Origin of the sequence: Nocardia cyriacigeorgica GUH-2 (assembly GCF_000284035.1) — a bacterium.
In the GTDB taxonomy this organism is placed as follows: domain Bacteria; phylum Actinomycetota; class Actinomycetes; order Mycobacteriales; family Mycobacteriaceae; genus Nocardia; species Nocardia cyriacigeorgica_B.
The window spans coordinates 3,684,352-3,708,092 of record NC_016887.1; the positions used below are offsets into that span (position 1 = coordinate 3,684,352).

24 protein-coding genes are annotated in these 23,741 nt (G+C 69.2%); 8 read left to right on the forward strand and 16 right to left on the reverse strand.

Translation table 11 applies throughout. The annotated features are described in order from the left end of the window. Positions 1-73 precede the first annotated feature (73 nt). Positions 74-1,303, reverse strand: a complete 1,230-nt coding sequence (locus tag NOCYR_RS16545) for a bifunctional cobalt-precorrin-7 (C(5))-methyltransferase/cobalt-precorrin-6B (C(15))-methyltransferase (protein ID WP_014351542.1) — start codon at positions 1,301-1,303, stop codon at positions 74-76. Between the two features lie 67 nt (positions 1,304-1,370). Then, positions 1,371-2,135, reverse strand: coding sequence for an SDR family NAD(P)-dependent oxidoreductase (locus NOCYR_RS16550; protein WP_014351544.1), 765 nt, complete (start codon positions 2,133-2,135; stop codon positions 1,371-1,373). A 493-nt stretch (positions 2,136-2,628) separates the two neighbouring features. On the opposite strand from NOCYR_RS16550, the gene NOCYR_RS16555 reads away from it, so the two are divergent. Continuing rightward, positions 2,629-3,036 carry a PPOX class F420-dependent oxidoreductase gene (locus NOCYR_RS16555; protein ID WP_014351545.1) on the forward strand — a complete coding sequence of 136 codons (408 nt, stop codon included), beginning with the start codon at positions 2,629-2,631 and terminating at the stop codon, positions 3,034-3,036. An 18-nt stretch (positions 3,037-3,054) separates the two neighbouring features. On the opposite strand, the gene NOCYR_RS16560 is transcribed toward NOCYR_RS16555, so the two are convergent. Continuing rightward, on the reverse strand, positions 3,055-4,182 hold the full coding sequence (locus tag NOCYR_RS16560; protein WP_014351546.1) for a M24 family metallopeptidase: 1,128 nt from the start codon (positions 4,180-4,182) through the stop codon (positions 3,055-3,057). A gap of 307 nt (positions 4,183-4,489) precedes the next feature. On the opposite strand from NOCYR_RS16560, the gene NOCYR_RS16565 reads away from it, so the two are divergent. Then, positions 4,490-5,461: a 5'-3' exonuclease gene (locus tag NOCYR_RS16565; RefSeq protein ID WP_014351547.1), complete on the forward strand. Its 972-nt coding sequence runs from the start codon at positions 4,490-4,492 to the stop codon at positions 5,459-5,461. A gap of 364 nt (positions 5,462-5,825) precedes the next feature. Here NOCYR_RS16565 and NOCYR_RS16570 read toward each other — a convergent pair whose 3' ends face one another. From NOCYR_RS16570 to NOCYR_RS16600, 7 genes are all read right to left on the reverse strand, one after another. After that, the gene (locus NOCYR_RS16570; protein WP_014351548.1) at positions 5,826-6,590 is read right to left on the reverse strand and encodes a DUF4333 domain-containing protein; all 765 of its coding nucleotides are present in this window, start codon (positions 6,588-6,590) and stop codon (positions 5,826-5,828) included. 77 nt (positions 6,591-6,667) lie between these two features. Then, positions 6,668-9,367 carry a DEAD/DEAH box helicase gene (locus NOCYR_RS16575; protein ID WP_014351549.1) on the reverse strand — a complete coding sequence of 900 codons (2,700 nt, stop codon included), beginning with the start codon at positions 9,365-9,367 and terminating at the stop codon, positions 6,668-6,670. A 3-nt stretch (positions 9,368-9,370) separates the two neighbouring features. Next, positions 9,371-10,342: a twin-arginine translocase subunit TatC gene (gene tatC / locus NOCYR_RS16580; RefSeq protein WP_014351550.1), complete on the reverse strand. Its 972-nt coding sequence runs from the start codon at positions 10,340-10,342 to the stop codon at positions 9,371-9,373. A gap of 123 nt (positions 10,343-10,465) precedes the next feature. After that, on the reverse strand, positions 10,466-10,732 hold the full coding sequence (tatA, locus tag NOCYR_RS16585; protein WP_014351551.1) for a Sec-independent protein translocase subunit TatA: 267 nt from the start codon (positions 10,730-10,732) through the stop codon (positions 10,466-10,468). Between the two features lie 106 nt (positions 10,733-10,838). Next, positions 10,839-11,867 (reverse strand): 2-dehydropantoate 2-reductase, encoded by a 1,029-nt coding sequence (locus NOCYR_RS16590; protein ID WP_014351552.1) that lies wholly within the window; start codon positions 11,865-11,867, stop codon positions 10,839-10,841. Beyond that, a complete protein-coding gene (locus NOCYR_RS16595) occupies positions 11,864-12,838 on the reverse strand; it encodes a helix-turn-helix transcriptional regulator (protein ID WP_014351553.1) in 975 nt (324 codons plus the stop codon). Before NOCYR_RS16595 ends, NOCYR_RS16590 begins: the two co-directional genes overlap by 4 nt. A gap of 70 nt (positions 12,839-12,908) precedes the next feature. Next, positions 12,909-13,904: a helix-turn-helix transcriptional regulator gene (locus NOCYR_RS16600; RefSeq protein ID WP_014351554.1), complete on the reverse strand. Its 996-nt coding sequence runs from the start codon at positions 13,902-13,904 to the stop codon at positions 12,909-12,911. 103 nt (positions 13,905-14,007) lie between these two features. Here NOCYR_RS16600 and NOCYR_RS16605 point away from each other — a divergent pair, with 103 nt between their 5' ends. Then, the gene (locus tag NOCYR_RS16605; protein WP_014351555.1) at positions 14,008-14,304 is read left to right on the forward strand and encodes an MTH1187 family thiamine-binding protein; all 297 of its coding nucleotides are present in this window, start codon (positions 14,008-14,010) and stop codon (positions 14,302-14,304) included. An 18-nt stretch (positions 14,305-14,322) separates the two neighbouring features. On the opposite strand, the gene pafA is transcribed toward NOCYR_RS16605, so the two are convergent. From pafA to dop, 5 genes are all read right to left on the reverse strand, one after another. Beyond that, entirely contained in the window at positions 14,323-15,681 is a 1,359-nt protein-coding gene (gene pafA, locus NOCYR_RS16610; RefSeq protein WP_193364722.1) for a Pup--protein ligase, read from the reverse strand. Between the two features lie 289 nt (positions 15,682-15,970). Next, positions 15,971-16,756, reverse strand: a complete 786-nt coding sequence (gene prcA / locus NOCYR_RS16615) for a proteasome subunit alpha (RefSeq protein WP_014351557.1) — start codon at positions 16,754-16,756, stop codon at positions 15,971-15,973. A gap of 37 nt (positions 16,757-16,793) precedes the next feature. Beyond that, entirely contained in the window at positions 16,794-17,648 is an 855-nt protein-coding gene (gene prcB / locus NOCYR_RS16620) for a proteasome subunit beta (protein ID WP_014351558.1), read from the reverse strand. Continuing rightward, positions 17,645-17,839, reverse strand: coding sequence for a ubiquitin-like protein Pup (locus NOCYR_RS16625; protein ID WP_014351559.1), 195 nt, complete (start codon positions 17,837-17,839; stop codon positions 17,645-17,647). Before NOCYR_RS16625 ends, prcB begins: the two co-directional genes overlap by 4 nt. A 180-nt stretch (positions 17,840-18,019) precedes the next feature. After that, positions 18,020-19,519 carry a depupylase/deamidase Dop gene (gene dop, locus NOCYR_RS16630; protein ID WP_014351560.1) on the reverse strand — a complete coding sequence of 500 codons (1,500 nt, stop codon included), beginning with the start codon at positions 19,517-19,519 and terminating at the stop codon, positions 18,020-18,022. A gap of 101 nt (positions 19,520-19,620) precedes the next feature. On the opposite strand from dop, the gene NOCYR_RS16635 reads away from it, so the two are divergent. Further along, positions 19,621-20,805, forward strand: coding sequence for a DUF418 domain-containing protein (locus tag NOCYR_RS16635; protein ID WP_014351561.1), 1,185 nt, complete (start codon positions 19,621-19,623; stop codon positions 20,803-20,805). A 5-nt stretch (positions 20,806-20,810) separates the two neighbouring features. Here NOCYR_RS16635 and NOCYR_RS16640 read toward each other — a convergent pair whose 3' ends face one another. Beyond that, positions 20,811-21,311: a CGNR zinc finger domain-containing protein gene (locus tag NOCYR_RS16640; protein ID WP_014351562.1), complete on the reverse strand. Its 501-nt coding sequence runs from the start codon at positions 21,309-21,311 to the stop codon at positions 20,811-20,813. Between the two features lie 25 nt (positions 21,312-21,336). On the opposite strand from NOCYR_RS16640, the gene NOCYR_RS16645 reads away from it, so the two are divergent. From NOCYR_RS16645 to NOCYR_RS16660, 4 genes are all read left to right on the forward strand, one after another. Then, positions 21,337-21,534, forward strand: a complete 198-nt coding sequence (locus tag NOCYR_RS16645) for a hypothetical protein (RefSeq protein ID WP_148280670.1) — start codon at positions 21,337-21,339, stop codon at positions 21,532-21,534. 97 nt (positions 21,535-21,631) lie between these two features. Further along, on the forward strand, positions 21,632-21,925 hold the full coding sequence (locus NOCYR_RS16650; protein ID WP_014351564.1) for a DUF6412 domain-containing protein: 294 nt from the start codon (positions 21,632-21,634) through the stop codon (positions 21,923-21,925). Positions 21,926-22,021: 96 nt separating this feature from the next. Beyond that, complete coding sequence (gene yidC / locus NOCYR_RS16655; protein ID WP_014351565.1) at positions 22,022-22,924, forward strand: membrane protein insertase YidC; 903 nt, start codon at positions 22,022-22,024, stop codon at positions 22,922-22,924. A 120-nt stretch (positions 22,925-23,044) separates the two neighbouring features. After that, the gene (locus tag NOCYR_RS16660; RefSeq protein ID WP_231855942.1) at positions 23,045-23,722 is read left to right on the forward strand and encodes a class I SAM-dependent methyltransferase; all 678 of its coding nucleotides are present in this window, start codon (positions 23,045-23,047) and stop codon (positions 23,720-23,722) included. The last annotated feature ends 19 nt before the right edge of the window (positions 23,723-23,741 follow it).

Sequence of the window (23,741 nt, forward strand, 5' to 3'; positions counted from 1 at the left end):
CGATCGGAACTCGGACCAGACCCTACCGCGTGGAACAGCCCTGTTTCACCCATGGGCACGACCGGATAGCCGCTCAGGCCGGGCCCTTGACCACCGTCCATTGCGCCACCGGGAGTTGTGGTCGCCAGGCGGTGAACCCACCCAGCGACTCGGCCCGGTACACCTGGAATTTGCGCAGCTCACCGCCGTGCTCGGCGGCCAATCGCACCAGTATGGCCTCGGTTTCGGCGGTCACCGCGTTGGCCACCAGCCGCCCGCCCTGGCGTAGTTGTGACCAGCATGTCTCGAAGACGCCGTCCTGGGTGAGGCCACCGCCGAGGAAGATCGCATCGGGCGCGGGCAGGTCGGTGGCCGCGAGTTCGGCACGGACCTCGCCGCGCACGTCGATGCCGGGAGCACCGAGGGCGACCGCGTTGTCCGCGATCCGCTGCCTGCGCTGCTCGAGCCGTTCGAAGCTGACCGCACGGCAGCCGGGGTGGGTGCGGCACCATTCGATGGCGATACTGCCGGATCCGCCGCCGACGTCCCACAACAGTTCACCGGGTGCCGGAGCGAGGGCGCTCAAGGTCAGGGCGCGGATCTCGGATTTGGTGAGTTGGGTGTCGCCGCCGAACAGGGCGTCGGGCAGGCCGGGCAGTCGTGTCGTGCGGGGCCGGGTGGGGTCGGCGGTCACGTCGATCGCCACGATATTGAGCGGGTCCGTGCGCGGGTCGTCCCAGGTCTCAGCGGTCGCGGTGACGATGCGCTCGCCTGGGCCGCCGAGTTGTTCCAGGACGGTGAGCGTCGAGGATCCGAAACCGTTGCGGCTGAGCAGATCTGCGATGACGGCGGGCGTGCCGGCGTCGGCGCTGAGCACGAGGACGCGGCGGCCGTCGGTGAGTTCGGGCAGCAGGTTCGCCGGTGCGCGCCCGACCATCGAGACGACGGGGATCTCGGCGAGCGGCCAGCCGAGCCGAGCGCAGGCCAGCGATGCCGATGACGGTTGCGGGATCACGTGCAGCGCGCTCGGGCCGAAGAGCTTCATGAGCGTGACGCCGATGCCGTAGAACATGGGATCGCCGCTGGCCAGCACACAGATCCGGGCGTGGGCATGTGCGCGCAGCAGACCAGCGAGGGCGGGCAGCAGTGGTGACGGCCAGCTGATCCGCTCGGCGCTGACCTCGTTGGGGACGAGCGCCAGTTGGCGTGCCGAACCCATCAGCACGTCGCAGTCAGCGACCGCGGCACGCGCCGTCTCTCCCAACCCGCGCCAGCCGTCCGCGCCGATTCCGACCACGGCGATCGGGACGCCAGGCCATCGCATGGGCTCCGCTTCTCCGGCGCGCCTGGTCATCGCGTCCGCGCTCCGCGGGCCCCGATCGCGTCGACATTCATCGCGGCATCCGGCGCCAAATCGGCTGCGGCATCATCCGGAACGCCACGAACACCAGCCGCAGAATGCCTGGCACCACGACCCGCTCCGCTCGCCGGTGCAGTCCCTTGACGACGGCCTCGGCGACCTGTCCCGGCGTGCTGGACAACGGCGCCGGCTCCATCCCCTCGGTCATCCGCCCGATGACGAACCCGGACCGCACCAGCATCAGGTGCACGCCCGTGCCGTGCAGGGCGTCACCGAGCCCGCCGGCGAATCCGTCCAGGCCGGCTTTGGCCGAACCGTAGACGTAATTCGCGCGCCGCACCCGTACCCCGGCGATCGAGCTGAACACCACCAGCTGCCCGCTGCCCTGCGCGCGCAGCAAGTTCGCCAGCACAGTCAGCACGCTGACCTGCGCGGTGAAATCGGTGTGCACCACCGCCAGCGCATGCGCCGGATCGCGTTCGGCGCGGGCTTGATCGCCGAGAATGCCGAAGGCCACCACCACGACTCCGAGCGGCCCGTGTTCGGCGGCGATCTTCTCCAGGAGTGCGGGATGGCTCGCGGTGTCGTCGGCATCGAATTCGACGCAGTGCACCGCTTGTGCGCCGGCCGCTTCGACTACCGCGACCTGTTCACCCAGTTCATCGCTGCGGCGCGCCGCGAGGACGACGGTGCGCCCCGCAGCGACCCGCCGCGCTATTTCAACCCCGATTTCGCTGCGCCCGCCGAGCACCAGCACCGTCCCCGCGTCGAGTTCTCGCGCACTACGCCATCCCATGCGCCCATCCTGTCATCCGGTGTGAATCTGTCGGCAACCGCGAACCACGTTGCCGGGCTGGAGATGCACGGCAGCGTCATCGCCCGGGTGCGTCTTTGCCCGCAGTCGGCGCCCCGGCATAAAACCCCTGCCCGCGGTCGGCGCCCCGGCGCGAGGGCCCAGCCCACCGCCAACGCCCCGGCGCAAATCTCTACCCGCCACCAACAGTCCGGCGTAACGCCCCAGACCACAGCAACGCCCCGGCGTAAGCCCCCAACGCCATGATCGCCCCGGAGTAAGGCCCACCTACCGCCAACACCCCAACGTAGAGCCCACCGCCAAACCTCGGCGTAGTGCCCACCCCCATCGTCCCGGAGTAGCCCCGCCTCCACCGGCGCCGCGCAGCGCCCCTCCGCGACGGCAACCGGGGATCGACCTGTTCGGGCGCACAGTACATCGAGATCCTGCCCGGCCGAGCGGATGACGCCGGTAGGGGCCACGCTACGGTCTAGCCATGGCGATCGGTGCTGCTGTGCAACTCTCCCCTGCCGCTGTCGACTTCGTGACCGAGCGACACCTGGCCACCCTCACCACGCTGCGCGCCGATGGCACCCCACATGTGGTGGCCGTCGGGTTCACCTGGGATGGCGAGGCCGGGATCGCGCGTGTCATCACCGATGGCAAGTCGATGAAGGTGCGCAATGCGCGCCGGTCGGGGTACGCGGCGCTCAGCCAGGTCGACGGAGCCCGGTGGCTGACGCTGGAGGGCCCGGCGACCGTGCTCGACGATCCGGTCAGCGTCGGCGAGGCCGTGCAGCGGTACTCCGGTCGCTACCGGGTGCCGCGGGAGAACCCGACGCGGGTGGTCATCGCGATTCAGGTGCAGCGCGTGATGTCGAGTAGTTCGCTGCGCGCCGGGTGAGCGCCGATTGCCGCCGTTTCAGAGCACAGTGAGCCCGTGCGGGCGCTGGTTCATCGATTCGGCGCCGTCTTCGGTGACGACCACGATGTCCTCGATCCGCGCACCCCACTCGCCGCGGAAGTAGATGCCGGGTTCGACGCTGAACGCCATGCCCGGCCGCAACTCCAGTTCGTTGCCGGCGACGATGTAGGGCTCCTCGTGCACCGAGAGCCCGATCCCGTGCCCGGTGCGGTGCAGGAACGCCTCGCCGAGGCCGGCGGCCCGCAGCGGTTCACGGGCGGCGGCGTCCACCGATTCGGCGGTGACGCCCGGACGCACCGCGGCAACGGCCGCCGCCTGCGCCTCTTCCAGTTCGGCGTAGCGGGTGGCCACGTCGGCGCGGGGTTCGCCGAGGACGTAGGTGCGGGTGCAGTCCGAGTTGTACCCGCTAGCGACGGGCCCGCCGATATCGATGACGACGACGTCGCCCTGCTGCAACCGCCGCTCGGATTTCTCGTGATGCGGAATGGCGCCGTTCGGTCCGCTGCCGACGATGATGAACTCGGCTTCGGTATGCCCCTCGGCGATGATCGCCTGCTCGATGTCCGCGGCGACCTCGGCCTCGGTGCGCCCGGGCAGCAACCATTCGCCCATCCTGGCGTGTACCCGGTCGATCGCGGCGCCCGCTTCCCGCAGCGCTTCGATCTCGGCGGCGTCCTTGATCATGCGCAGCTCCCGCAGCACCGGAGTGGCCGAGGCCGGCAGTCCGCTGAAGGATTCGGCCAGCGGGATCAGGTGCAGGGCGGGCATGGAGTCGGTGACCGCGACCCGCGATCCGACGTGCAGCGCCGACTTCACGATCTGATACGGATCGACGCCGTCGACCCAGTCGTGGACCTGTAAACCGAGGTCCGAGGCCGCCGAACCCTCCAGCGACGCCAGTTCCAGTTTCGGGACCACCACCGAGGGCGTGCCCTTGTCGGCGGGGATGACCAGGCAGGTCAGCCGCTCGAACGAGTCGGCGGCTGAGCCGATCAAGTAGCGCAAGTCCGGGCCGGGGGTGATGAGCAGGGCGTCGAGGTGGGCCTCGCGCATCAGCTGCACCGCGCGCTCGAGCCGGTCGGCGTAGACGTCCGCCGCGAATCGTGAATCCGTGTGCGAGCTCATACCGCCCGACGTTACCCGTCCGGGGGACCGCTCGGATCCACTCGGGGCGTTCGGTGTTGCTGGGAAGTCGCGGGGTCAGGCTCGTTGGTCCGCGCCTGAGAAGTTCGGCCCGTCCTTCTTCCGGCTCCACAGCCGAGCGCGAATGCCCGATGACGATCTCGGTGTGCCTATTCGGCGCCCGACCGCGCCGAAGCCGGATACGCAACTCTCATTGCCTATTCGACGAACCGTGCCGCGCCCGGTCGGCGTTACTCGGCCCCGGGTGGTTCCGGCCGGCCTTGTCGGTCTTGCCGGGTAACCTCAGCCCGTGACGTCAGCCGCTCCCGCCACCGGTCCCCTGCTGCTGCTCGACGGTGCCAGCCTCTGGTTCCGCGCCTTCCACGCGATCCCGGAGAAGATCACCGCCCCCGATGGCCGCTCGGTGAATGCGCTGCGCGGCTTCACCGATATGGTCGCCGCCTTGATCACCCGTCATTCCCCCAGTCGGCTGGTGGTGGGCCTGGACCTGGATTGGCGGCCGCAGTTCCGGGTCGATCTGGTACCGACGTACAAAACCCATCGGCTGGACACGTCCGCCGAAGCCGCGCCGGGCGCGGAGGTGGTGCCGGACCGGCTGACGCCGCAGGTGTCGATGATCCTCGAGGTGCTGGCCGCGGCCGGTATCGCCACCGGCGGCGCCGAGGGCCTGGAGGCCGACGACGTGCTCGGCACCCTCGCCACCCGCGAGCAGACCGACGACGTCATCGTGGTCAGCGGCGACCGCGACCTGCTCCAGCTGGTGCGCGACACCCCCGAGCCGCCGGTCCGGGTGCTCTACGTCGGCCGCGGATTGGCCAAGGCGGAGCTGTTCGGACCGGCGGAGGTGTCCGCGAAATACGGTGTGCCGCTGGAGAACGCGGGGCCCGCCTACGCCGACATGGCCACCCTGCGCGGCGACGCCTCCGACGGCCTGCCCGGTGTGGCCGGCATCGGGGAGAAATCCGCCTCGACCCTCATCACCCGCTTCGGCTCCCTGGACGCCCTGCGCGCCGCCGTCGACGACCCCTCCGCCGACCTCTCCCAGAGTGTGCGCACCAAACTCCGTGCCGCCGAGGCGTATTTGGCCGCCGCCGCCCCGGTGGTCCGCGTGGTCCGCGACGCCGACGTCACCCTCTCGCGCCCCGACACCCTCCCCACCACACCGGCCGACCCCGACCGCCTCCGCGAACTCGCCGTCACCTACAACGCCGACAGCCCCATCACCCGCCTCATCACCGCGATGGGCGCGCCCCGCGGCTGAGCCGGCCACCGCCGCTCATACCTCGGCCCGGCGGTTGCCCCTCCCCCGAGCGATTCGCCCGCGGTTGGTCTCGGTGGCGACTCACCCTCGGCCCGGTCGCGGTGGCGCCGAGAGCCCGTATCTGGGTGCGGTACAGACCGTTTCGCCCATCGCATAGGCATCGGGCCAACACTCGCCGAATACGGAATCGCCGGCATCGGCGGCCCCTCGTGCGGGCCATGCCGATGCCGGCGATTTACCGACTGGAGTTCGATCCGAGCGGCGCGGTCATCGCCGCGGGCCCCGGGCTCTGAGGCGCAGGCGACGTCGGTCGTCCGGACCGGGACCGAGCAGCGCCGCGGGTGACGGGCTGCCCGGGCGAAGATCAGCTCGGGCGGCCGACCTCGTAGGTGCCGTCGTCCTTGGTGATCTTGACGCTGACCTTCTTGGCCTCACCGCTGACCTTCAGGTCGCAGGTGAAGGTGGCGTCGACCTTGACCTCCTGGCCGGCGGGGCAGGACACGTCGCTGACGTCCTCGATGCCGTAGGACTCCGAGAGCACCTTCTGCACACCGGACTGCACGGCCGCCTGGTCGAGTTCGTCCTTGGCGGTGAGCAGCAGGATGAGCGCCACGATGCCGCCGACGATGGCCACACCGAGCACGGCCAGACCGATGATCAGGCCCTTGCTCTTACCGCCGCCGCTGCTGCCACCGCTCTGCTGGAGCGGCTGCTGCGGCTGGTTCGGGTTCCACTGCTGCTGGCCCTGCTGGCCCCAATCCTGCTGCGGCGGCTGGGGCTGACCCCATTGCTGCTGCGGCTGCTGCGGCTGACCCCACTGCTGCTGGGGCTGCGGCTGCGCCCACGGCTGGCTCTGCGGCTGGTTCGGCTGCTGCGGCTGGTTCGGCTGCTGGCCCCACTGCTGCTGCGGCGGCTGCTGAGGCTGGTTGGGCTGCCCCCACTGCTGCTGCGAGGCCTGCTCACCACCGCCCCACTGCTGGGTGGGCTGCGCGGCGGGCGGCTGCTGGCCACCCCACTGCTGGGTCGGCCCGGCCCCGCCGGGCGCCTGCTGTCCACCCCAGTGCTGGGTGGGATCGTTGCGTCCCTCCCCGGGACCAGGGGCGTCGTTCGGTCCGTACGGGCCGCTCATCTGGTTGCCTCCACTCGCATCGGTACACACACGGTAGCCCCCCGCGTGCGAAAGAAATCAAATCACAAACGCTTTTCTCACGCGGCGTCCACCGCGACGACACCCCGCCGGATCGCCCGCACCGCCTTGGCCGCGGTGGCCGCGACCTCCACGTCGTCGGCGGTGCTGTGGATCTGGTCGAGCAGGTCGATCACCTGACGGCACCAGCGCACGAAATCGCCTGCCGACAGCGGTGCGCCCTGATCGCCGCTGGCGAGCAACGACTCGGCCAACCCGTCGCCGCGGGCCCAGGTGTGAATGCCGGTGACGATTCCCAGATCTGGTTCCCGGGTGGGCGCGAGCTTGTGCCTGGCCTCGTCGGTGCGCAGCTGCGACCACACCGCCACGGTGGCCCCGACCGCCCGGCGCACCGGTTCGGTGGGACCGGAGGCCCCGAGGTAGCCGCCCTCCTGGCGCGATTCGTAGACCAGGATCGACACCACCGCCGCCAGTTCGGCCGGTCCGAGTCCGCGCCACAATCCCTGGCGCAGGCATTCGGCGACCAGCAGATCGCTTTCGGCGTAGATCCGGGCGAGCCGGCGTCCGTCCTGGGTGACTTCGCCCTCGTGCACGAAACCGCGTTCCTCCAGCAGGCCGAGGATCCGGTCGAAGGTGCGTGCCAGCGAATTGGTGGTGGCGGCAACCTTCTGGCGCATCGTGTCGGTCTCGCGCGAGAGCCGGGCATACCGTTCGCCGATGCGGCTGAGTTGTTCCCGGTCGGGCCGCTGATGCGCGGGGTGGGCCCGCAGGCTGCGCCGCAGCGTGGCCAGTTCCCGGTCGTCGGCGGCGCGGGCGCGCTGGCTGCGCCGCTGCCGACCGGGCGCGGCGATACCGGTGCTGCGCAAGGCGGAGGCCAGATCGCGGCGGGTGCGGGCGGTGCGGTGATCGACCCGGCGCGGCAGACGCATATGCCCGAGCGCTTGCGCGGGCACCGGGAAATCGGCGACCGAGATTCGGCCCGCCCATTTGTCCTCGGTGAGCACCAGCGGTCGGGGATCGCCGGGCGTGGCGTCGGGTTCGAGGATCACCGCGAGCCCCGCGCGCCGCCCCGACGGGATGGCCACCACGTCACCGCGGCGCAGCGAGGTGAGCGCCGCGACCGCCGCACCACGCCGGTCGGCCCGCCCCTGCTGCTCGAGCTGACGTTCGCGCTGCTTGATCCGTTCCCGCAGCGAGAAGTACTCGAAGAAGTCGCCTTCGACCCCACCCAGTTGACCGGCGAGCTTGCGCAGCTGGTTCTCGTTACGTTCGATACCGCGCACCAGCCCGACCACCGAACGGTCGGCCTGGAACTGCGCGAAGGAACGCTCCAGCAGCGCGCGGGCCTCCGCGGCTCCCATCCGGTCGATCAGGTTGATCGACATGTTGTAGCCGGGACGGAACGAGCTGCGCAGCGGATAGGTGCGGGTGGAGGCCAGCCCGGCCACCGCGCTGGTGTCGACCTCGGGCTGCCACAGCACCACCGCATGGCCCTCGACGTCGATCCCGCGACGTCCGGCGCGGCCGGTGAGCTGGGTGTATTCGCCGGGGGTGAGTTCGGCGTGCGATTCGCCGTTGTATTTGACCAGCCGTTCCAGCACCACGGTGCGGGCGGGCATGTTGATGCCGAGCGCGAGGGTCTCGGTGGCGAACACCGCGCGCACCAGCCCGTTGACGAACAGCTCCTCCACCGTGTGCCGGAAGGCCGGGAGCATGCCGGCGTGGTGGGCGGCCAGCCCGCGGTGCAGCGCCTCGCGCCATTCCCAGTAGCCGAGCACCTCGAGATCGGCCTTGGGCAGCTCGCCGGTGTGCTTCTCGATGATCGCGTCGACCTGCTCCTGGTCCTGCCCGCGCCCCAGATCCAGCCCCGAGCGCAGGCACTGCGCCAGCGCGCCGTCGCAGCCGGCGCGGCTGAAGATGAACGTGATCGCCGGCAGCAGTCCTTCTTCGTCCAGCTTGGCCAGTACCTCCGGACGCGGCAGCGGACGGAAGTCGCGGCGGCCACCGCCACGGCCGCGCGGGCCACCCCAGGAGTTCATCCGGTCGGCGGATTCCCGGTGCCGGATATAGCGGACCAGATCTTCGTCGACGAGCACCTTCTGCTCGGAGGAATTGCTGTCGAACAGGTCGAACATCCGCCGTCCGACCATGACGTGCTGCCACAGCGGCACCGGCCGCGTCTCGTCCACCACGACGGCGGTATCGCCGCGCACGGTCTCCATCCAGGCGCCGAACTCTTCGGCATTCGACACCGTGGCCGACAGGCTGACCAGCCGCACCTCCGGCGACAGATGCAGGATTGCCTCTTCCCACACCGCGCCGCGGAACCGGTCGGCCAGGTAGTGGACTTCGTCCATCACCACATACGACAGCGCGTGCAAAGCGTCGGAGGAGGCGTAGAGCATATTGCGCAGCACCTCGGTGGTCATGACCACGACGGGCGCGTTCGAGTTGATCGACTGATCGCCGGTGAGCAGCCCGACCTTGGCCCGGCCGTAGCGGGCGGTGAGGTCGGCGAACTTCTGGTTCGACAGCGCCTTGATGGGTGTGGTGTAGAAGCATTTGCCGCCGGTGGCCAGCGCTAGGTGCACGGCGAACTCACCGACCACGGTTTTCCCCGCGCCGGTGGGCGCGCACACCAGCACGCTGTGCCCCTCTTCGAGGGCGCGGCATGCCTGCTGCTGGAAGGGGTCCAGCCGGAAGGTGAGTTCGGCGGAAAAGCTGTCCAGCTCGCCTGTCAGCGACCGGTTCTGTGTCACCCGTCAGAGAGTATCGGAGTAGTCCGACACGGGACGGCTGGTTTTCTCCGGCGACGCGACGGGCTCGGCGGGGGTGATGGGATCGGCGGCCGCGACCGGGTCCGGCCCGGACAGGGTCGAGGCCTGCTCGTCGTCGAGTTCGCCCCAGCCCTCAGCACGCGCGCGCCGGGCCCGGCGCGCGTCGTTGATCCGGGCGAACTGCACGGCCAGCTCGAACAGCAGCGTCAGCGCCAGGGCCAGCGCCAGCATGGAGAACGGGTCCTGCGGGGTGACGATGGCGGCGAAGACGAACAGCCCGAAGATGATGCCGCGGCGCCAGGCCTTGAGCCGGGCGTAGGTGAGCACACCGATCAGGTTGAGCCCGATGATCAGCAGCGGTGTCTCGAAGCTGACGCCGAAGATCACCAGCAACTGGATGATGAAGCTGAAGTATTCCGAACCGCTCAGCGCGGTGATCTGCACGTTGTCGCCGATGGAGAGCAGGAAGCTCAACGCGTGCGCGATGATCACGTAGGCGAGCACCGCGCCGGTGACGAACAGCACCGACCCGGAGGCGACGAAGCCGATCGCGTACTTGCGTTCCTTGGCGTAGAGGCCGGGGGTGATGAACGCCCACAGCTGGTACAGCCAGACGGGGCAGGCCAGCACGATGCCCGCGGTCATGCCCACCTTCAACCGGAGCATGAACTGCTCGAACGGTGCGGTGGCCAGCAGGCGGCATTCGCCGTCCGGGGTCAGCGAGGCCCGTGTCTCGGCGGGCAGGCCACAGTAGGGCCCGCGCAGGATCTCGCCGAGGCTTTCGATGCCGAGGAAGGAATGGGCATACCAGAGGAACCCGAGGACCGTGGTGACCAGGACCGCGGCGATCGAGATCAGCAGCCGGGTACGCAGCTCCTGGAGATGCTCGACCAACGACATGGTGCCGTCGGGGTTGGTCCTGCGCCTGCTGCGCCGGGGGTCGAACGGAATTCGCATGGTGTGTGTGGTTGCCCTTGTGCTCGCGTGCCTGGACCGCTCACCGCCGACGCCGAGCGATGGCCGGACGCCAACAGCACACTAGCCGGAGCGAGCGCGAACTCGCTCCGGTCGACGCGCGGGTCAGAGCGTTTTCGACTCGCTGCGCGGCTGGTCGGCGGGCGCCGGGTTCGCGGCCTGGCCGGACGGCAGCTGCTGAGCGGGAGCCGCGGGCGCAGTGGACGAGGCGCTGGTGTTGCCGCCCTCGTTCTGCATCTGGCTGACCTCGCTCTTGAAGATCCGCAGCGATCGGCCGAGGCTGCGGGCCGCGTCGGGCATCCGTTTCGCGCCGAAGAACATCACGAAGACGACCGCGATGATCAGCCAGTGCCAGATGCTCAGACTGCCCATGTTCTACCTCCAAAGACTGTGATACACCGATGCTACCGGACCCCGGCCCGGCCGAACCCGCCCGTGTGCCGCAGTTGGCCGCGCGTTCAACCAGCCGCGGTGCCCGTCACTCGACGCTCTGAGCGGCGGCTTCACGCAACTGGCCCAGCAATTCCGGCCCGCTCCAGCGACGCTGATCACCCTGTTCGGCGGCCAGGACGAGTTCGATGAGCCGCTGATTCACCGGCGTCGGCTGCCCGACCATGGCGCCCAGGCTCACGATTTCGCCGCACAACCAGGAGATTTCGGTGCGCCGGCCGGCGGCGAGATCGTCGGCCATGGACGAGCGCGCCATCGGGTCGACGGCCAGCACTCGCCCGGCGACCCGCTCGAATATCGCATCCGGCACGGTGAGCAGCCGCGCCATCACCGCGGGCGGCAGCGCCGTCAGCCGGGCGGGGCGAATTCGCGCACTGTTCATCACCGCGAGCGCCTCGCGCTGGGCCAGGGCGAGGCAGCGCCGGTAGTCGCGCTGGGCCAGTTCCGCGCGCAGCGGCAGCCCGGACAGCGCGTTGACCGGGTTGTTCAGGTTGAGCAGCAGCTTGGCCCATTGCACCGGCAACAGGTCGGCATGCCGGTCCAGCGGGAGTCCGGCACGGCGGAAATCCTCGGCGAAGCGGTCCAGCGCGGGATCGTCGTGCACGGCGACGACGCCGTCGGTGCCGCGATGGAAATGACCGCCACCGTGCTGGACGACGTTGAACATCACCATGCCGGCCAGCACCACGCTGCCCGGCAGGACGGTGCGCAGCGTGCCGTCGTTGCCGATGCCGTTCTGCAAACTGAGCACCACGGTGCCCGGCCGCAGCCGACCCGACAAGCTCTGGGCCGCGCTCGCGGTGGCGCCGGATTTCACGGTGATCAGCATGAGATCGGCCGATTCGGCGGCGTCGGGTTCGGTCGCGACGGCGAAGCGGTCGGCAGCCACCAGCTGCGAGCCGCCGTCGAGATCGGTCAGCCGCAGGCCCGCCGTGCTGATCTGGTCCAGGATCGGGCGCCGGCCGACGAAGGTCACCTCCGCGCCCGCGGCCGCCAGCTTGCCGCCGACGAAGGTTCCGATACTGCCGGCGCCGAGCACCAGGACCCGATTCGTCAAGCCGGTCCCGCCTGTTCCTCGGCGACTTCGTCATAGGCGGCCAGCGCCGCGTTCGACCGCTCCCGCACCGCGGCCACCAGCTCCGGCGGCCCCAGCACGGTGACACCGGAACCGAATCCGAGCAGCAGCCGCGCCATCCAGTCCAGCGTCGCGAACCGCATGGTCGCCTCGAGGCTGCCGTCGGGGTGCACGGCCAGCCGCTGGATCGGGTATTGGTCGAGCACCCAGCCGTAATCGCCGCGGATCCGCAGCCGGGCCAGCGGCAGCGCCGGATCGTCCTGGAACAGGTCGAGCGCGGCGTCGGCCTCGGCGGCGTCGCTGCGCGGGCGGGCCGGTTCGTCGAGTTCGGTGGCGTCCTCGATCCGGTCGAAGCGGAACAGCCGCACGCCTTCGGCCTGACGGCACCAGGCCTGCAGGTAGCTGTTGTTGTCGACCAGCACGATCCGGACCGGGTCGACGATGCGTTCGGAGACGACATCGCGGCTGGCCGAGTAGTACACCAGCCGCAGTGCGTGCCGTGCCGCCAGCGCCGCACGCACGGTCGCGACGGCCGGTGCCTCCACCGGTCGGGGCCCATCGGTGGTCTCGGGGGCCGCACCGGAAATGGCGGCTTCGATCTTGGCGATCGCCGAATGGGCGGCGCTCGGATCGACCATGCCCGGTGTGTCCACGATCGAACGCAGCGCCACCAGCAGCGCGGTCGCCTCGGTCGAGGTCAGCCGCAGCGGCCGATCGATACCCGCGGAGAAGGTGACGTCGATGCTCTCCTCGGAGAACGACAGGTCGATCAGATCGCCGGGCCCGTAGCCGGGCAGCCCGCACATCCACAGCTGGTTCAGATCGCTCATCAGCTGTTTGGTGGTGACGCCCAGGTCGGCGGCGGCCTCGGCGGCGCTGATGCCGGGGTGGGCCATCAGATACGGCACCATGTTCAGCAGCCGCGACAGCCGCACCGACAACCGGCTGCTCATACTGCCTCCTCCGGGCATGATCGGGCGCCCTGCGCGGTGACGCACGCTGCCGCCTCCGGGCGCTGGCCGCTCATGCTGTCACCTCTGTGCGGTCGAAGACCGACCGCAACCGCGCCACCACATCGTCGCGCAGATCGGCAGGCGCGAGCACGACGGCGTCGGGGCCGAGTCCGGTGATCAGCCGCGCGATCCAGTCCCGCGAGCGGACCGGAACCTCGATGACGCTGCCATTGCGGCCGCCGATGGTGCGGGTACCGCCTTCGACGCCGATCCGGCGCAGTTCACGACCGCGGCCCTCGGCCACCCAGACCGTGGCCGAGCCGCTGACCGGGTAGCTGCCGGTCACCCGGGTGACGATCTCGCGCAGGTCCACGTCGTCGGGTTTGCGGACCGCGTTGCGCGGACCGTACGCGGTGACCTCCTCGCCGATGCGCGAGAGCCGGAAGGTGCGGGTGGCGTCGCGTTCGCGGTCGTGGCCGACCAGATACCAGCGGCCGTGGTGGGTCACCACACCCCACGGCTCCACATCGCGCATCAGATAGGGCTCGTTGACGGCGCCGCGATGCTCGAACCGCACCGCCTGACCGGCGTCGATCGCGGCCAGCAGTTTGCCGAGCACGGGTTCGGAGCCGCGGGTGCGGGCCGGCACCGCCGGAACCGAGGCCAGCCCCGCCTCGGTTTCCACGTGGATGCCCGCGGCCCGCAGCTTCAGCAGCGCGCCCTCGGCGGCGGCGGCGAGTTCGGGCGATTCCCACATCTGCACCGCGACGGCGACGGCGGCGGCTTCGGCGCTGGTCAGGTCGATATCGGGGAGTTCGTAGGCGTCGCGGTTGATCCGGTAGCCCTCCACCGAGGAGAACCTGCTGACCGGACCCACTTCCAGCGGGATGCCCAGATCGCGCAGCTCGTTCTTGTCGCGTTCGAACATCCGGCTGAAGGCTTCGTCGCTGGCGGAGTCCTCATAGCCCGCGACGCTGTCCCGGATCCGCTCGGCGGTGAGGAACTGCCGGGTCGACAGCAGGGCGATGACCAGATTCATCAGCCGCTCGACCTTGGATATCGCCACTCGAACAGGGTAATGCGCGCGGCGGTGTGGTGTTGCGGCGGCGCACGGGTAACCGGTTTGGCAGGCTGAGTTCAGCCGAAGAGTCCTTCCCGAGGAGTCAGCCATGATCGTCGCGTTCTCCGTCACTCCGCTCGGCGACGGCGTCGATGTGGGCCGGGCCGTCGCCGAAGCCGTGCGCGTGGTGCGCGCGAGCGGGCTGCCCAACCGCACCGACGCCATGTTCACCACGATCGAAGGCGAATGGGATGAGGTGATGGCGGTGGTCAAGCAGGCCAGCGACATCATTCTCCAGGTCGCACCGCGATGCAGCCTGGTGTTGAAGGCCGATATCCGGCCGGGCGTCACCGATGCGATGACCTCGAAGGTCGAGACGGTCGAACGCCATCTCGCCGGCGACTGAGCGCCGCCGGCGAGCCCGCTACATCGAGGCGATCAGCCGGTCGACGCGTTCGTCGACCGAGCGGAACGGATCCTTGCACAGCACGGTGCGCTGGGCCTGATCGTTGAGCTTGAGGTGCACCCAGTCGACGGTGAAATCGCGGCCGGCCTCCTGGGCTGCGGTGATGAAATCGCCGCGCAGTTTCGCCCGGGTGGTCTGCGGCGGGGTTTCCACCGCCGCGTCGACGGCGTCGTCCTCGGTGACCCGCTTGGCCAGACCCTTGCGCTGGAGCAGGTCGAACACACCGCGTCCGCGCTTGATGTCGTGATAGGCCAGGTCCAGCTGGGCGATCTTCGGATCGGACAGCTCCATGTTGTAGCGGTCCTGGTAGCGCTGGAACAGCTTGCGCTTGATCACCCAGTCCACCTCGGTGTCGACCTTGGCGAAATCCTGCGCTTCGACGGCGTCGAGGGTGCGGCCCCACAGGTCCACCACCTGATCGACCTGCGGATCGCGATCGCGGTTGCGCAGATGCTCGACGGCGCGGGCGTAGTACTCGCGCTGGATCTCGAGCGCGCTGGCCTGGCGCCCGCCGGCCAGCCGCACCGGACGACGACCGGTGAGATCGTGGCTGACCTCGCGGATGGCGCGGATCGGGTTGTCCAGGGCGAAATCGCGGAACGACACGCCCGCCTCGATCATCTCCAGCACCAGCGAGGCCGTGCCGACCTTGAGCATCGTGGTGGTCTCGGACATGTTCGAATCGCCCACGATCACATGCAGCCGGCGGTACTTCTCGGCATCGGCATGCGGCTCGTCGCGGGTGTTGATGATCGGCCGCGAGCGGGTGGTCGCCGAGGAGACGCCCTCCCAGATGTGCTCGGCGCGCTGGGACAGGCAGAAGGTGGCCGCCTTCGGCGTCTGCAAGACCTTGCCCGCACCGCAGATCAGCTGCCTGGTCACCAGGAACGGCAGCAGCACGTCGGAGATCCGGGAGAACTCGCCCGCGCGGACCACGAGGAAATTCTCATGGCAGCCGTAGGAGTTGCCCGCCGAGTCGGTGTTGTTCTTGAACAGGTAGATATCCCCGCCGATACCTTCTTCGGCGAGTCGCTGTTCGGCATCGATGAGCAGTTCCTCGAGCACCCGCTCACCGGCCCGGTCATGGGTGACCAGCTGGGCCAGGTTGTCGCATTCGGCGGTGGCGTATTCCGGATGCGAGCCGACGTCGAGGTACAACCGGGCGCCGTTGCGGAGGAATACGTTGGAACTGCGACCCCAGGACACCACCCGGCGGAACAGATACCGGGCCACCTCGTCGGGGCTGAGCCTGCGATGTCCGTGGAAGGTGCACGTCACACCGAACTCGGTCTCGATCCCCATGATTCGTCGCTGCACACTATCGACATTACAGCTAGGAACAGCCCCCGCGCGGGGATCGGAGAACCCATATGTATACGGGTTGGCAACGATTCGGGCGGCAATCGTTCGTCCATAAGGGCTTGTGGACGCCAGATTTTTGGTACGCGGACGCGCGGCAGCCACACAGCAACCCGACCACGCCCGAAGGCCCTGTCTCTCGGCACCCTCAATCGGCGCCCCGCTGTGGCCGCGAGGCCGCACCCTGAGCCGACTTCGGGTCGCATCCGGCGGGGTGTCCGCCGCATACGACCCGAATCAGCTACTGCTACTTCTCCGTGGTGCCGTCCTCGTCCGCGGCCTCCGCCTGGGCTTCGGCTTCGGCTTCGGTGCCCGCGCCGGCGGCCGAGGTATCGAGCAGCCGTTCCAGAACCGCGGGCCCGATCCGCCGGAACGCCCGGCGGGGGCGCGCCTGCTCGAGGGTAGCGACCTCGAGCGAGGACACACCGAGGACGCGCTTGTCCTTATCGCCCTCGGGGGTGCCGGCCTGCAACGCCTTGACCGCGACGCCGATCGCGCTCGCCAAGTCGAGCCCCGGCCGATAGGAGGACTTCAACGCGGTGACGATGGGCTCGGTGGTGCCGCCCATGACCACGTATTCGCGCTCGTCGACGATGGAACCGTCGAAGGTGATCCGGTACAGCACGGCGTTGCTGTCCTGTTCCTGATAGGCCACCTCGGCAACGCAGATCTCCACCTCGTAGGGCTTGAGCTGGTCGGTGAAGATGGACCCGAGGGCTTGGGCGTAGGCATTGGCCAAGGCCCGGCCGGTGACGTCGCGGCGACCGTATTGGTAGCCGCGCAGATCGGCCTGCAGGATCCCGCCGCGACGCAGGTTCTCGAACTCGTTGTACTTACCGACGGCGGCGAAGCCGATCCGGTCGTACAGCTCGCTCACCTTGTGCAGCGTCGCCGAGGGATTCTCGGCGACGAACACCACGCCCTTGTCGTAGACGAGCACGACGACACTGCGACCCCGGGCGATGCCCTTGCGCGCGAGCTCGGTCTTGTCGCGCATGATCTGCTCGGCCGACGCGTAGTACGGCAGCGTCATTCGCTGGCACTCCTTGCTGTGTCGTGCGGGAGGTCGCTCATCGGGCCTCCTGCGCTGCCTCCCGGTCGGCGACGATGCCGCGGGCGATCTCGGCGAGCCTGCTGTCGCTCACCTCCACCGCACCGTCGTCGTTGATGACGATGGCGGTGGGATAGATGCCGCGCAGCAGATCCGGGCCACCGGTCGCGGTGTCGTCGTCGGCGGCGTCGAACAGCGATTCCACCGCGATCCGCAACGCCCGGTCCTCGTCGATGCCCTTGGCGTACAGCTTCTTCAGCGACGACTTGGCGAAGTGGGAGCCGGAACCGACTGCGGCGTAACCGAATCGCTCCTCGCTCTGCCCGCCGACGACGTCGTAGGAGATGATCCGGCCGACCTTGTCGGGGTCGGTGGCCTCGAGGTCGTAGCCGACCAGCACCGGAACCACCGCCAGGCCCTGCAGGGCCGCGGGCAGGTTGTCGCGCACCATCTTCGACAGCTTGTTGGCCTTGCCGTCGAAGGTCAGCGGGACGCCTTCGATCTTTTCGTAATGCTCGAGCTCCACCGCGAACAGGCGCACCATCTCCACGGCCATGCCCGCGGTACCCGCGATACCGGCCGCCGAGTAGGTGTCGGTGATATAGACCTTCTCCATATCGCGGCTGGCCAGCAGGTTGCCCTGGGTGGCGCGCCGATCGCCCGCGATGAGCACGCCGCCGCGGAAACTGACCGCGACGATGGTGGTGCCGTGCGGGGCGATATCGCGTGCACCGCCGCCGGGAATCCCGGCGGCGGCGTTCATCGCACCGAATCCGTTGCCCGGCAACAGATCGGGTGCGTGCATGCGCAGATGTTCGGAGAAGGACGACAGGGCGTGCCCCGGGTGGAGACGCAGCGGGTCACCTGAGGTCACTGGCCGCCTTTCTGCACGTAGGCGCGGACGAAGTCCTCGGCGTTCTCCTCGAGCACATCATCGATCTCGTCGAGCAGGTCGTCGGTGTCCTCCGCCAGCTTCTCGCGCCGCTCCTGACCGGCGGCGTCGACGCCCTCCGGGCCCTCGTCCTCGTCGCCGCCCCCGGCGCGTTTGGTCTGCTCTTGTGCCATGGCAGCCGACCTCCTGTTGTTTCACCACGCCCGGACCCTGGGTGAGCACCGGCCCGGTCGTGCGCAATGTGCGTGCTCGTCCTTCAACACTACCCAGCCACACCGACACGATGGCGGATTCGGTCGGTGTCGTGACCGGTCACCGTCGCGCGCACGGGCGCGACGGGTCCGGTGACAGGGCTAGGTGGTGAGCTGTTCGACCAGGTCGGCAGCGGTGTCGACACCGTCGAGCAGCTTGCCGACGTGGGCCTTGGTGCCGCGACGCGGTTCCAGGGTCGGGATGCGCACCAGGGAGTCACCGCCCAGGTCGAAGATCACCGAATCCCAGCTCGCGGCCGCGATATCGGCGCCGAAGCGGCGCAAGCACTCGCCGCGGAAGTAGGCGCGGGTGTCGGTGGGCGGGTTGGTCATCGCGTCCAGCACCTGCTGCTCGCTGACCAGGCGCTTCATCGACCCGCGCGCCACCAGGCGGTTGTAGAGGCCCTTGTCCAGCCGCACGTCGGAGTACTGCAGGTCCATCAGATGCAGCTTCGGCGCGCCCCAATTCAGGCCCTCACGGCTGCGCATACCTTCGAGCAGGCGCAGTTTGGCCGGCCAGTCGAGCAGGTTCGCGCATTCCATGGGGTCGCGTTCGAGCAGGTCGAGCACCATCGCCCAGTTGTCCAGAATGTCGCGCACGCGCGGGTCGTCGTTGCCTTCGCGGTCGACGAACTTGGCCACGCGCTCGTGGTAGAGCCGCTGCAACGCCAGGCCGGTGAGTTCGCGGCCGTCGGCCAGGGCGACGGTGGCGCGCAGGGTGGGGTCGTGGCTGATGGTGTGCACGGCGGTGACCGGGCGGGCCAGCTGCATATCCGACAGATCCTCGCCGGATTCGATCAGGTCCAGCACCAGCGCGGTGGTTCCGACCTTGAGGTAGGTCGACATCTCGGCCAGGTTGGCGTCGCCGATGATGACGTGCAGCCTGCGGTACTTGTCGGCGTCGGCGTGCGGCTCGTCGCGGGTGTTGATGATGCCGCGCTTGAGCGTGGTCTCCAGGCCGACCTCGACCTCGATGTAGTCCGAGCGCTGCGACAGCTGGAACCCGGCGTGATCACCGGACTGGCCGATGCCGACGCGGCCGGAGCCGCAGATCACCTGCCGGGACACGAAGAACGGGGTGAGCCCGACGATGATCGAGTTGAACGGGGTGTCCCGGTTCATCAGGTAGTTTTCGTGGGTGCCGTAGGAGGCGCCCTTGCCGTCGACGTTGTTCTTGTACAGCTGCAACCGCGGCGCGCCGGGCACGCTCGACGCGTGCCGGGCCGCGGCCTCCATGACGCGTTCGCCGGCCTTGTCCCAGATCACCGCGTCCAGCGGGTCGGTGACCTCGGGCGCGGAGTACTCCGGGTGTGCGTGGTCGACGTAGAGGCGCGCGCCGTTGGTGAGGATCATGTTCGCCGCGCCCACCTCGTCGGCGTCGATCACCGGGGCGGGGCCGTTCATCCGGCTCAGGTCGAATCCGCGCGCGTCGCGCAGCGGGGACTCCACCTCGTAGTCCCATCGGGTTCGCTTGGCCCGCGGCACGCCTTCGGCGGCGGCGTAGGCCAGCACCGCCTGGGTGGAGGTGAGGATCGGGTTGGCCGACGGCTCCGTGGGGGTCGAGATGCCGTATTCGACCTCGATTCCGATGATGCGCTGCATGTGCACGAGCGTAGGCGACGCGACCGACTGTCCGGATGTCATACCGGTCGTGGTACTTCCGGAGGACCCGCGGGCACACCCGCGGGCGCGATAGTCGGAACATGACCGAATCGCTGACCACGACCACCTCCGCGACGCCGGCCGCCCGGCCGTCGCGGGTGGTCGCTCTCGACGTGCTGCGCGGGATCGCGATCCTTGGCACCCTCGGCACCAATATCTGGATCCTCACCGATCCCGAGGGGATCATCGGCTACATCAATCGGCTGGGCGCACCGGTCGAGGACGGGTGGGGCTGGGCCGAACGGGTCCTGCAACAGTTCGCGCAGGGCAAGTACCTGGGCCTGTTGACAATCATGTTCGGGATCGGGCTGGCAATCCAGCAGTCGTCCGCGCAACGGGCGCGCCGGCGCTGGCCGGGCAGATATCCGATCCGGGCCGGCCTGCTGTTGCTGGACGGCCTGCTGAACTTCCTGCTCATCGCGGAGTTCGATGTGCTGATGGGCTACGCGCTCACCGGCCTGGTGGTCGCCTACCTGCTGGCCACCTCCGAGCGCGCGCAGCGGCGCTGGCTGATCGTGCAGGCGAGCATCCACGTCAGCATGCTGACGTTGCTGGCGGTGGCGATGACCGCCGACGGCGGCGGCTCGGTCTCGGACTCCGAGCCCTTGAATCCCAATCCGTATGCCGACGGCTCGTTCTGGGATCTGGTGCTGTTCCGGATGGAGAACGCGCTCGGGTTCCGGTTGGAGACGATCTTCATCTTCCCGATGTCGATCGCGCTGTTCCTGCTCGGAGCGCGGCTGTATCGGGCCGGGGTGTTCGCGCCGGAAGGTGCGCGGCTGCGCAAGCGGCTGATGATCCTCGGGTTCGGTGTCGCCGCGCCGGCCGATCTGCTGCTCGGGGTGTTCGTCGGCGGTGACGTCGTGCTGATCACCCGCTACGGCATCGCGCCGTTCGTCTCACTCGGCATCCTCGCGCTGGTCGCGCACTTCTATCTGCATCGCCCGCGCACCGGGTTCGTCGGCACCCGGCTCAGCGAGGTCGGCCGCACCGCGTTGAGCTGCTACATCCTGCAAAACCTGGTGGCCTCGATCATCTGCTACGGCTGGGGTTTCGGGCTGGCCGCCCGCTTCTCCCCCGATGCCCGGGTGCCGTTCACGGTGGCGGTGTATCTGGTCGTCGCGCTCGTCATCGTCTGCTTCGCGCACCTGTGGCTGCGGAGGTTCGACCGCGGCCCGGTCGAATGGTTGTGGAACGTCACCTATCGGCGGCTGGCGGGTGAGTAGCGCCGTCAGGCCGAGCGGCGGCTGCGATGGTCGGCGACGTGCACGCGGTTCGAACAGCGAGTCGAGCAGAACCGGCGCCGGCCGTTGCGGGAGGTGTCGACATAGACGGTGGCGCAGCCGGGACGTGCGCAGCGGCCGATCCGGCCGGGGTCCTCGCAGAACAGCTCCGCGAGCCCGGCGGCCGTGTAGGCCTTGACCCGCTCGTGCACCGGCGCATCGATGCGGGAGTAGTGCAGATGCGGTGCGCGGCCGTCATGGGTCGAAATGTAGGGCTGGCTGGTGGTTTCGGCGAGCAGATCGTTGAGCAAGTCCACCGACGGCGCGGTGAAGACCTCGTCGAGCCGGGCGATCCAGCGACGCAGTTCGGCGATCTGCCCTTCGCTGAGCGGCGTGAGCGGTTTGTAGTCGGCTTCGTCGAGCAATTCGAACAGGCTGCGCTCGGGCGCCGCGTTGACCAACCGGACGGCGAGTTGAGCGGCGGCACCACCGTAAGGGTTGAAATGCACTAGACCATTACATCAGGCTTGGTACATGCCCGCTACCTGCCCCTCCTGCTCCTGGCCGACCCCCACCGCCGTGTCCACCCACGGCACCGTCCGCTATCTGCGCTGCGTGTGCGGGCAGTGGATCGTCTGCGCCGAGGGAGCGGTCGTCGCCGCACCGGGTAGCGGCGGATTCGCCGGTGTCGGCGGAGCGCGCCCGGATACGCCCGCCCGCGCCGATCGTTGACCCGGCCGTCGGCGCAGTGAATGGATCCGCGCGCCGCTGCGTCCGGGTGTGGCTGAAGCAGCGTGGGGTCGGCTCGCCCCTCCGGTATCGTCGAGGCATGTTCACGAGGGCGCAGCTGACGGTGGGTGCGGTGCTGACCGCCCTGCTGCCCGCGCTCGTGCTTCTCACCGCCCCTGCCGGTGAACCGGCCGCGCTCTTCGGCGCCGTGGCCGTCGTGCTGGCGGTCGCGCTGGTGGCGGCGCCGTCGATGCGCCTGGTCCGGGTGCCCGTCGGTACCGCCGGACCGCCGCAGGGCGCGCAACGCAGGCGCCGTGGTTCTTATCTGCGCCAGAGCAATCCGGACACCGCAGGGCGTCCGCGACCCCGAGCTCCGGGATTCGGGCACGCCTGACGTCGATCCGCGTGCGGACCGATGTCGGCGTTTCACGCTGACCCGACCCGTCCGCGCGCTCGATGCGCGCACCACTCAGTCAGGGGTGCCTCCGGCATGCTCGATTTTGTCTACTATCCCGTTTCCGCCGCACTGTCGTTGTGGCACACCGCGGCCGCCGCCGTCGTCGGTTCCGGTTCGCTCGCCTGGATCGGCGCCGTCATCCTGCTCGTGATGACGTTGCGTGCGGCGCTGTTTCCAGTCTTCCTCAAACAAGCCCGCAGCCAAGCCGCCATCCGTCGCCTGCAGCCCCAGCTCGAGGCGATCCGCAAGAAGTACCCGGATGATCGGCAGCGTCAGGCCACCGAGACTCAGAAGCTTTACCGCGAGCACGGCGTCAGCCCGTTCGCCGGCTGCCTGCCTCTGCTCGGCCAGGCCTTCGTCTTCCTCGGACTGTTCCATGTGCTGCGCTCCTTCGACCGCACCACCGCCGCAACCCATCTGCCGTTCACGGCGACACCGGCGCCGATGTCGGCCGAGCAGAACGCGGCCACCGCGAACTACGCGTTCGACGCCGCTGACGTGCGGTCGTTCCTGGACGCCGACCTCTTCGGCGCCCCACTGTCGTCCACGCTGACCGGCCACCCGACCCCGGCGACGGCCATTGTCGCCATCACCCTCACACTGGTCGCGGCCGCAGCCACCCACTTCACCGCACGCACCGCCCTGGCCCGTCAGGAATCGGCCGGCCTGCCCTTCATGCGCACGCTGTCGCTGTGGGTGTTCCCCGCCGCCGCCTTGCTCGGCGGGGTATTTCTCCCGGTCGCCGTGTTGCTGTACTTCGTCACCAACAACGCCTGGACCTTCGCCCAGCAGCGCATCGTGTATCGGCGCATCGATCGCGAAGCTGCGGCACTCGGTTCGCCGATGACGTCGCCGGCCGACTCCGTGCGCAGCGCTGCCGCCCCGAGACCCGGCGCTCGCCCGGACCGCCGCAAACGGCGAACACCGCACCCATGAACGACGTGCATCGCACGAAAGGGTGGGAAGATAGCGTCGAGGGAGGGGACGCGGATGCTGTACGACACGACCGGCACGACCTATTCGCATACTCGACAACCGGATTCGAGGATTGAGGTCTTGATCCTTCGAGCGCTATCGGGCACCTCCTCGGTGGCGAATCTCGGTGCAGGCACCGGCGCCTACGAACCGCCACAGACGGTGGTCGCCGTGGAGCCGAGCTCGGTGATGATCGCCCAACGGCCGCGCCGCGCCGCGCCCGCGGTGCGCGCGTTGGCCGAGCATCTGCCGCTGCGCACCGATGCCGTCGACGCCGCGCTGGCCGTGCTGACGGTGCACCACTGGACCGGCCTCGAGCAGGGCATCGCCGAACTCGGACGCATCGCGCGTCGTCGTATCGCGATCCTGACCTGGGACCACCGGGTGATGCGCACGTTCTGGTTGCTGCGCGACTACCTACCCGCGGCAGCCGCTACCGACGCGCGGCTCGCTGTCCCCCTGGAGCAACTGATCGAGCTGCTGCCGGGAACTGTCGAGGTCCATCCGGTGCTGGTACCCGCCGACTGCACCGATGGCTTCGGCGCGGCGTATTGGCGGCGGCCACACGCTTATCTCCAGCCGGAGGTTCAGGCCGGGATGTCGATGCTGGCGCTCACACCGCACAGCGAGCTGGCGCCGGGATTGCGGCAGTTGCAGGCAGACCTCGACAGCGGAGTCTGGGCCGACCGCCACCGTGATCTGCTCGACCGTCAGCAGTTCGATGCGGGTTATCGGCTGGTCGTCGCAAGCTTTGGCTGAAGCCTCGGCCGTGGACTAT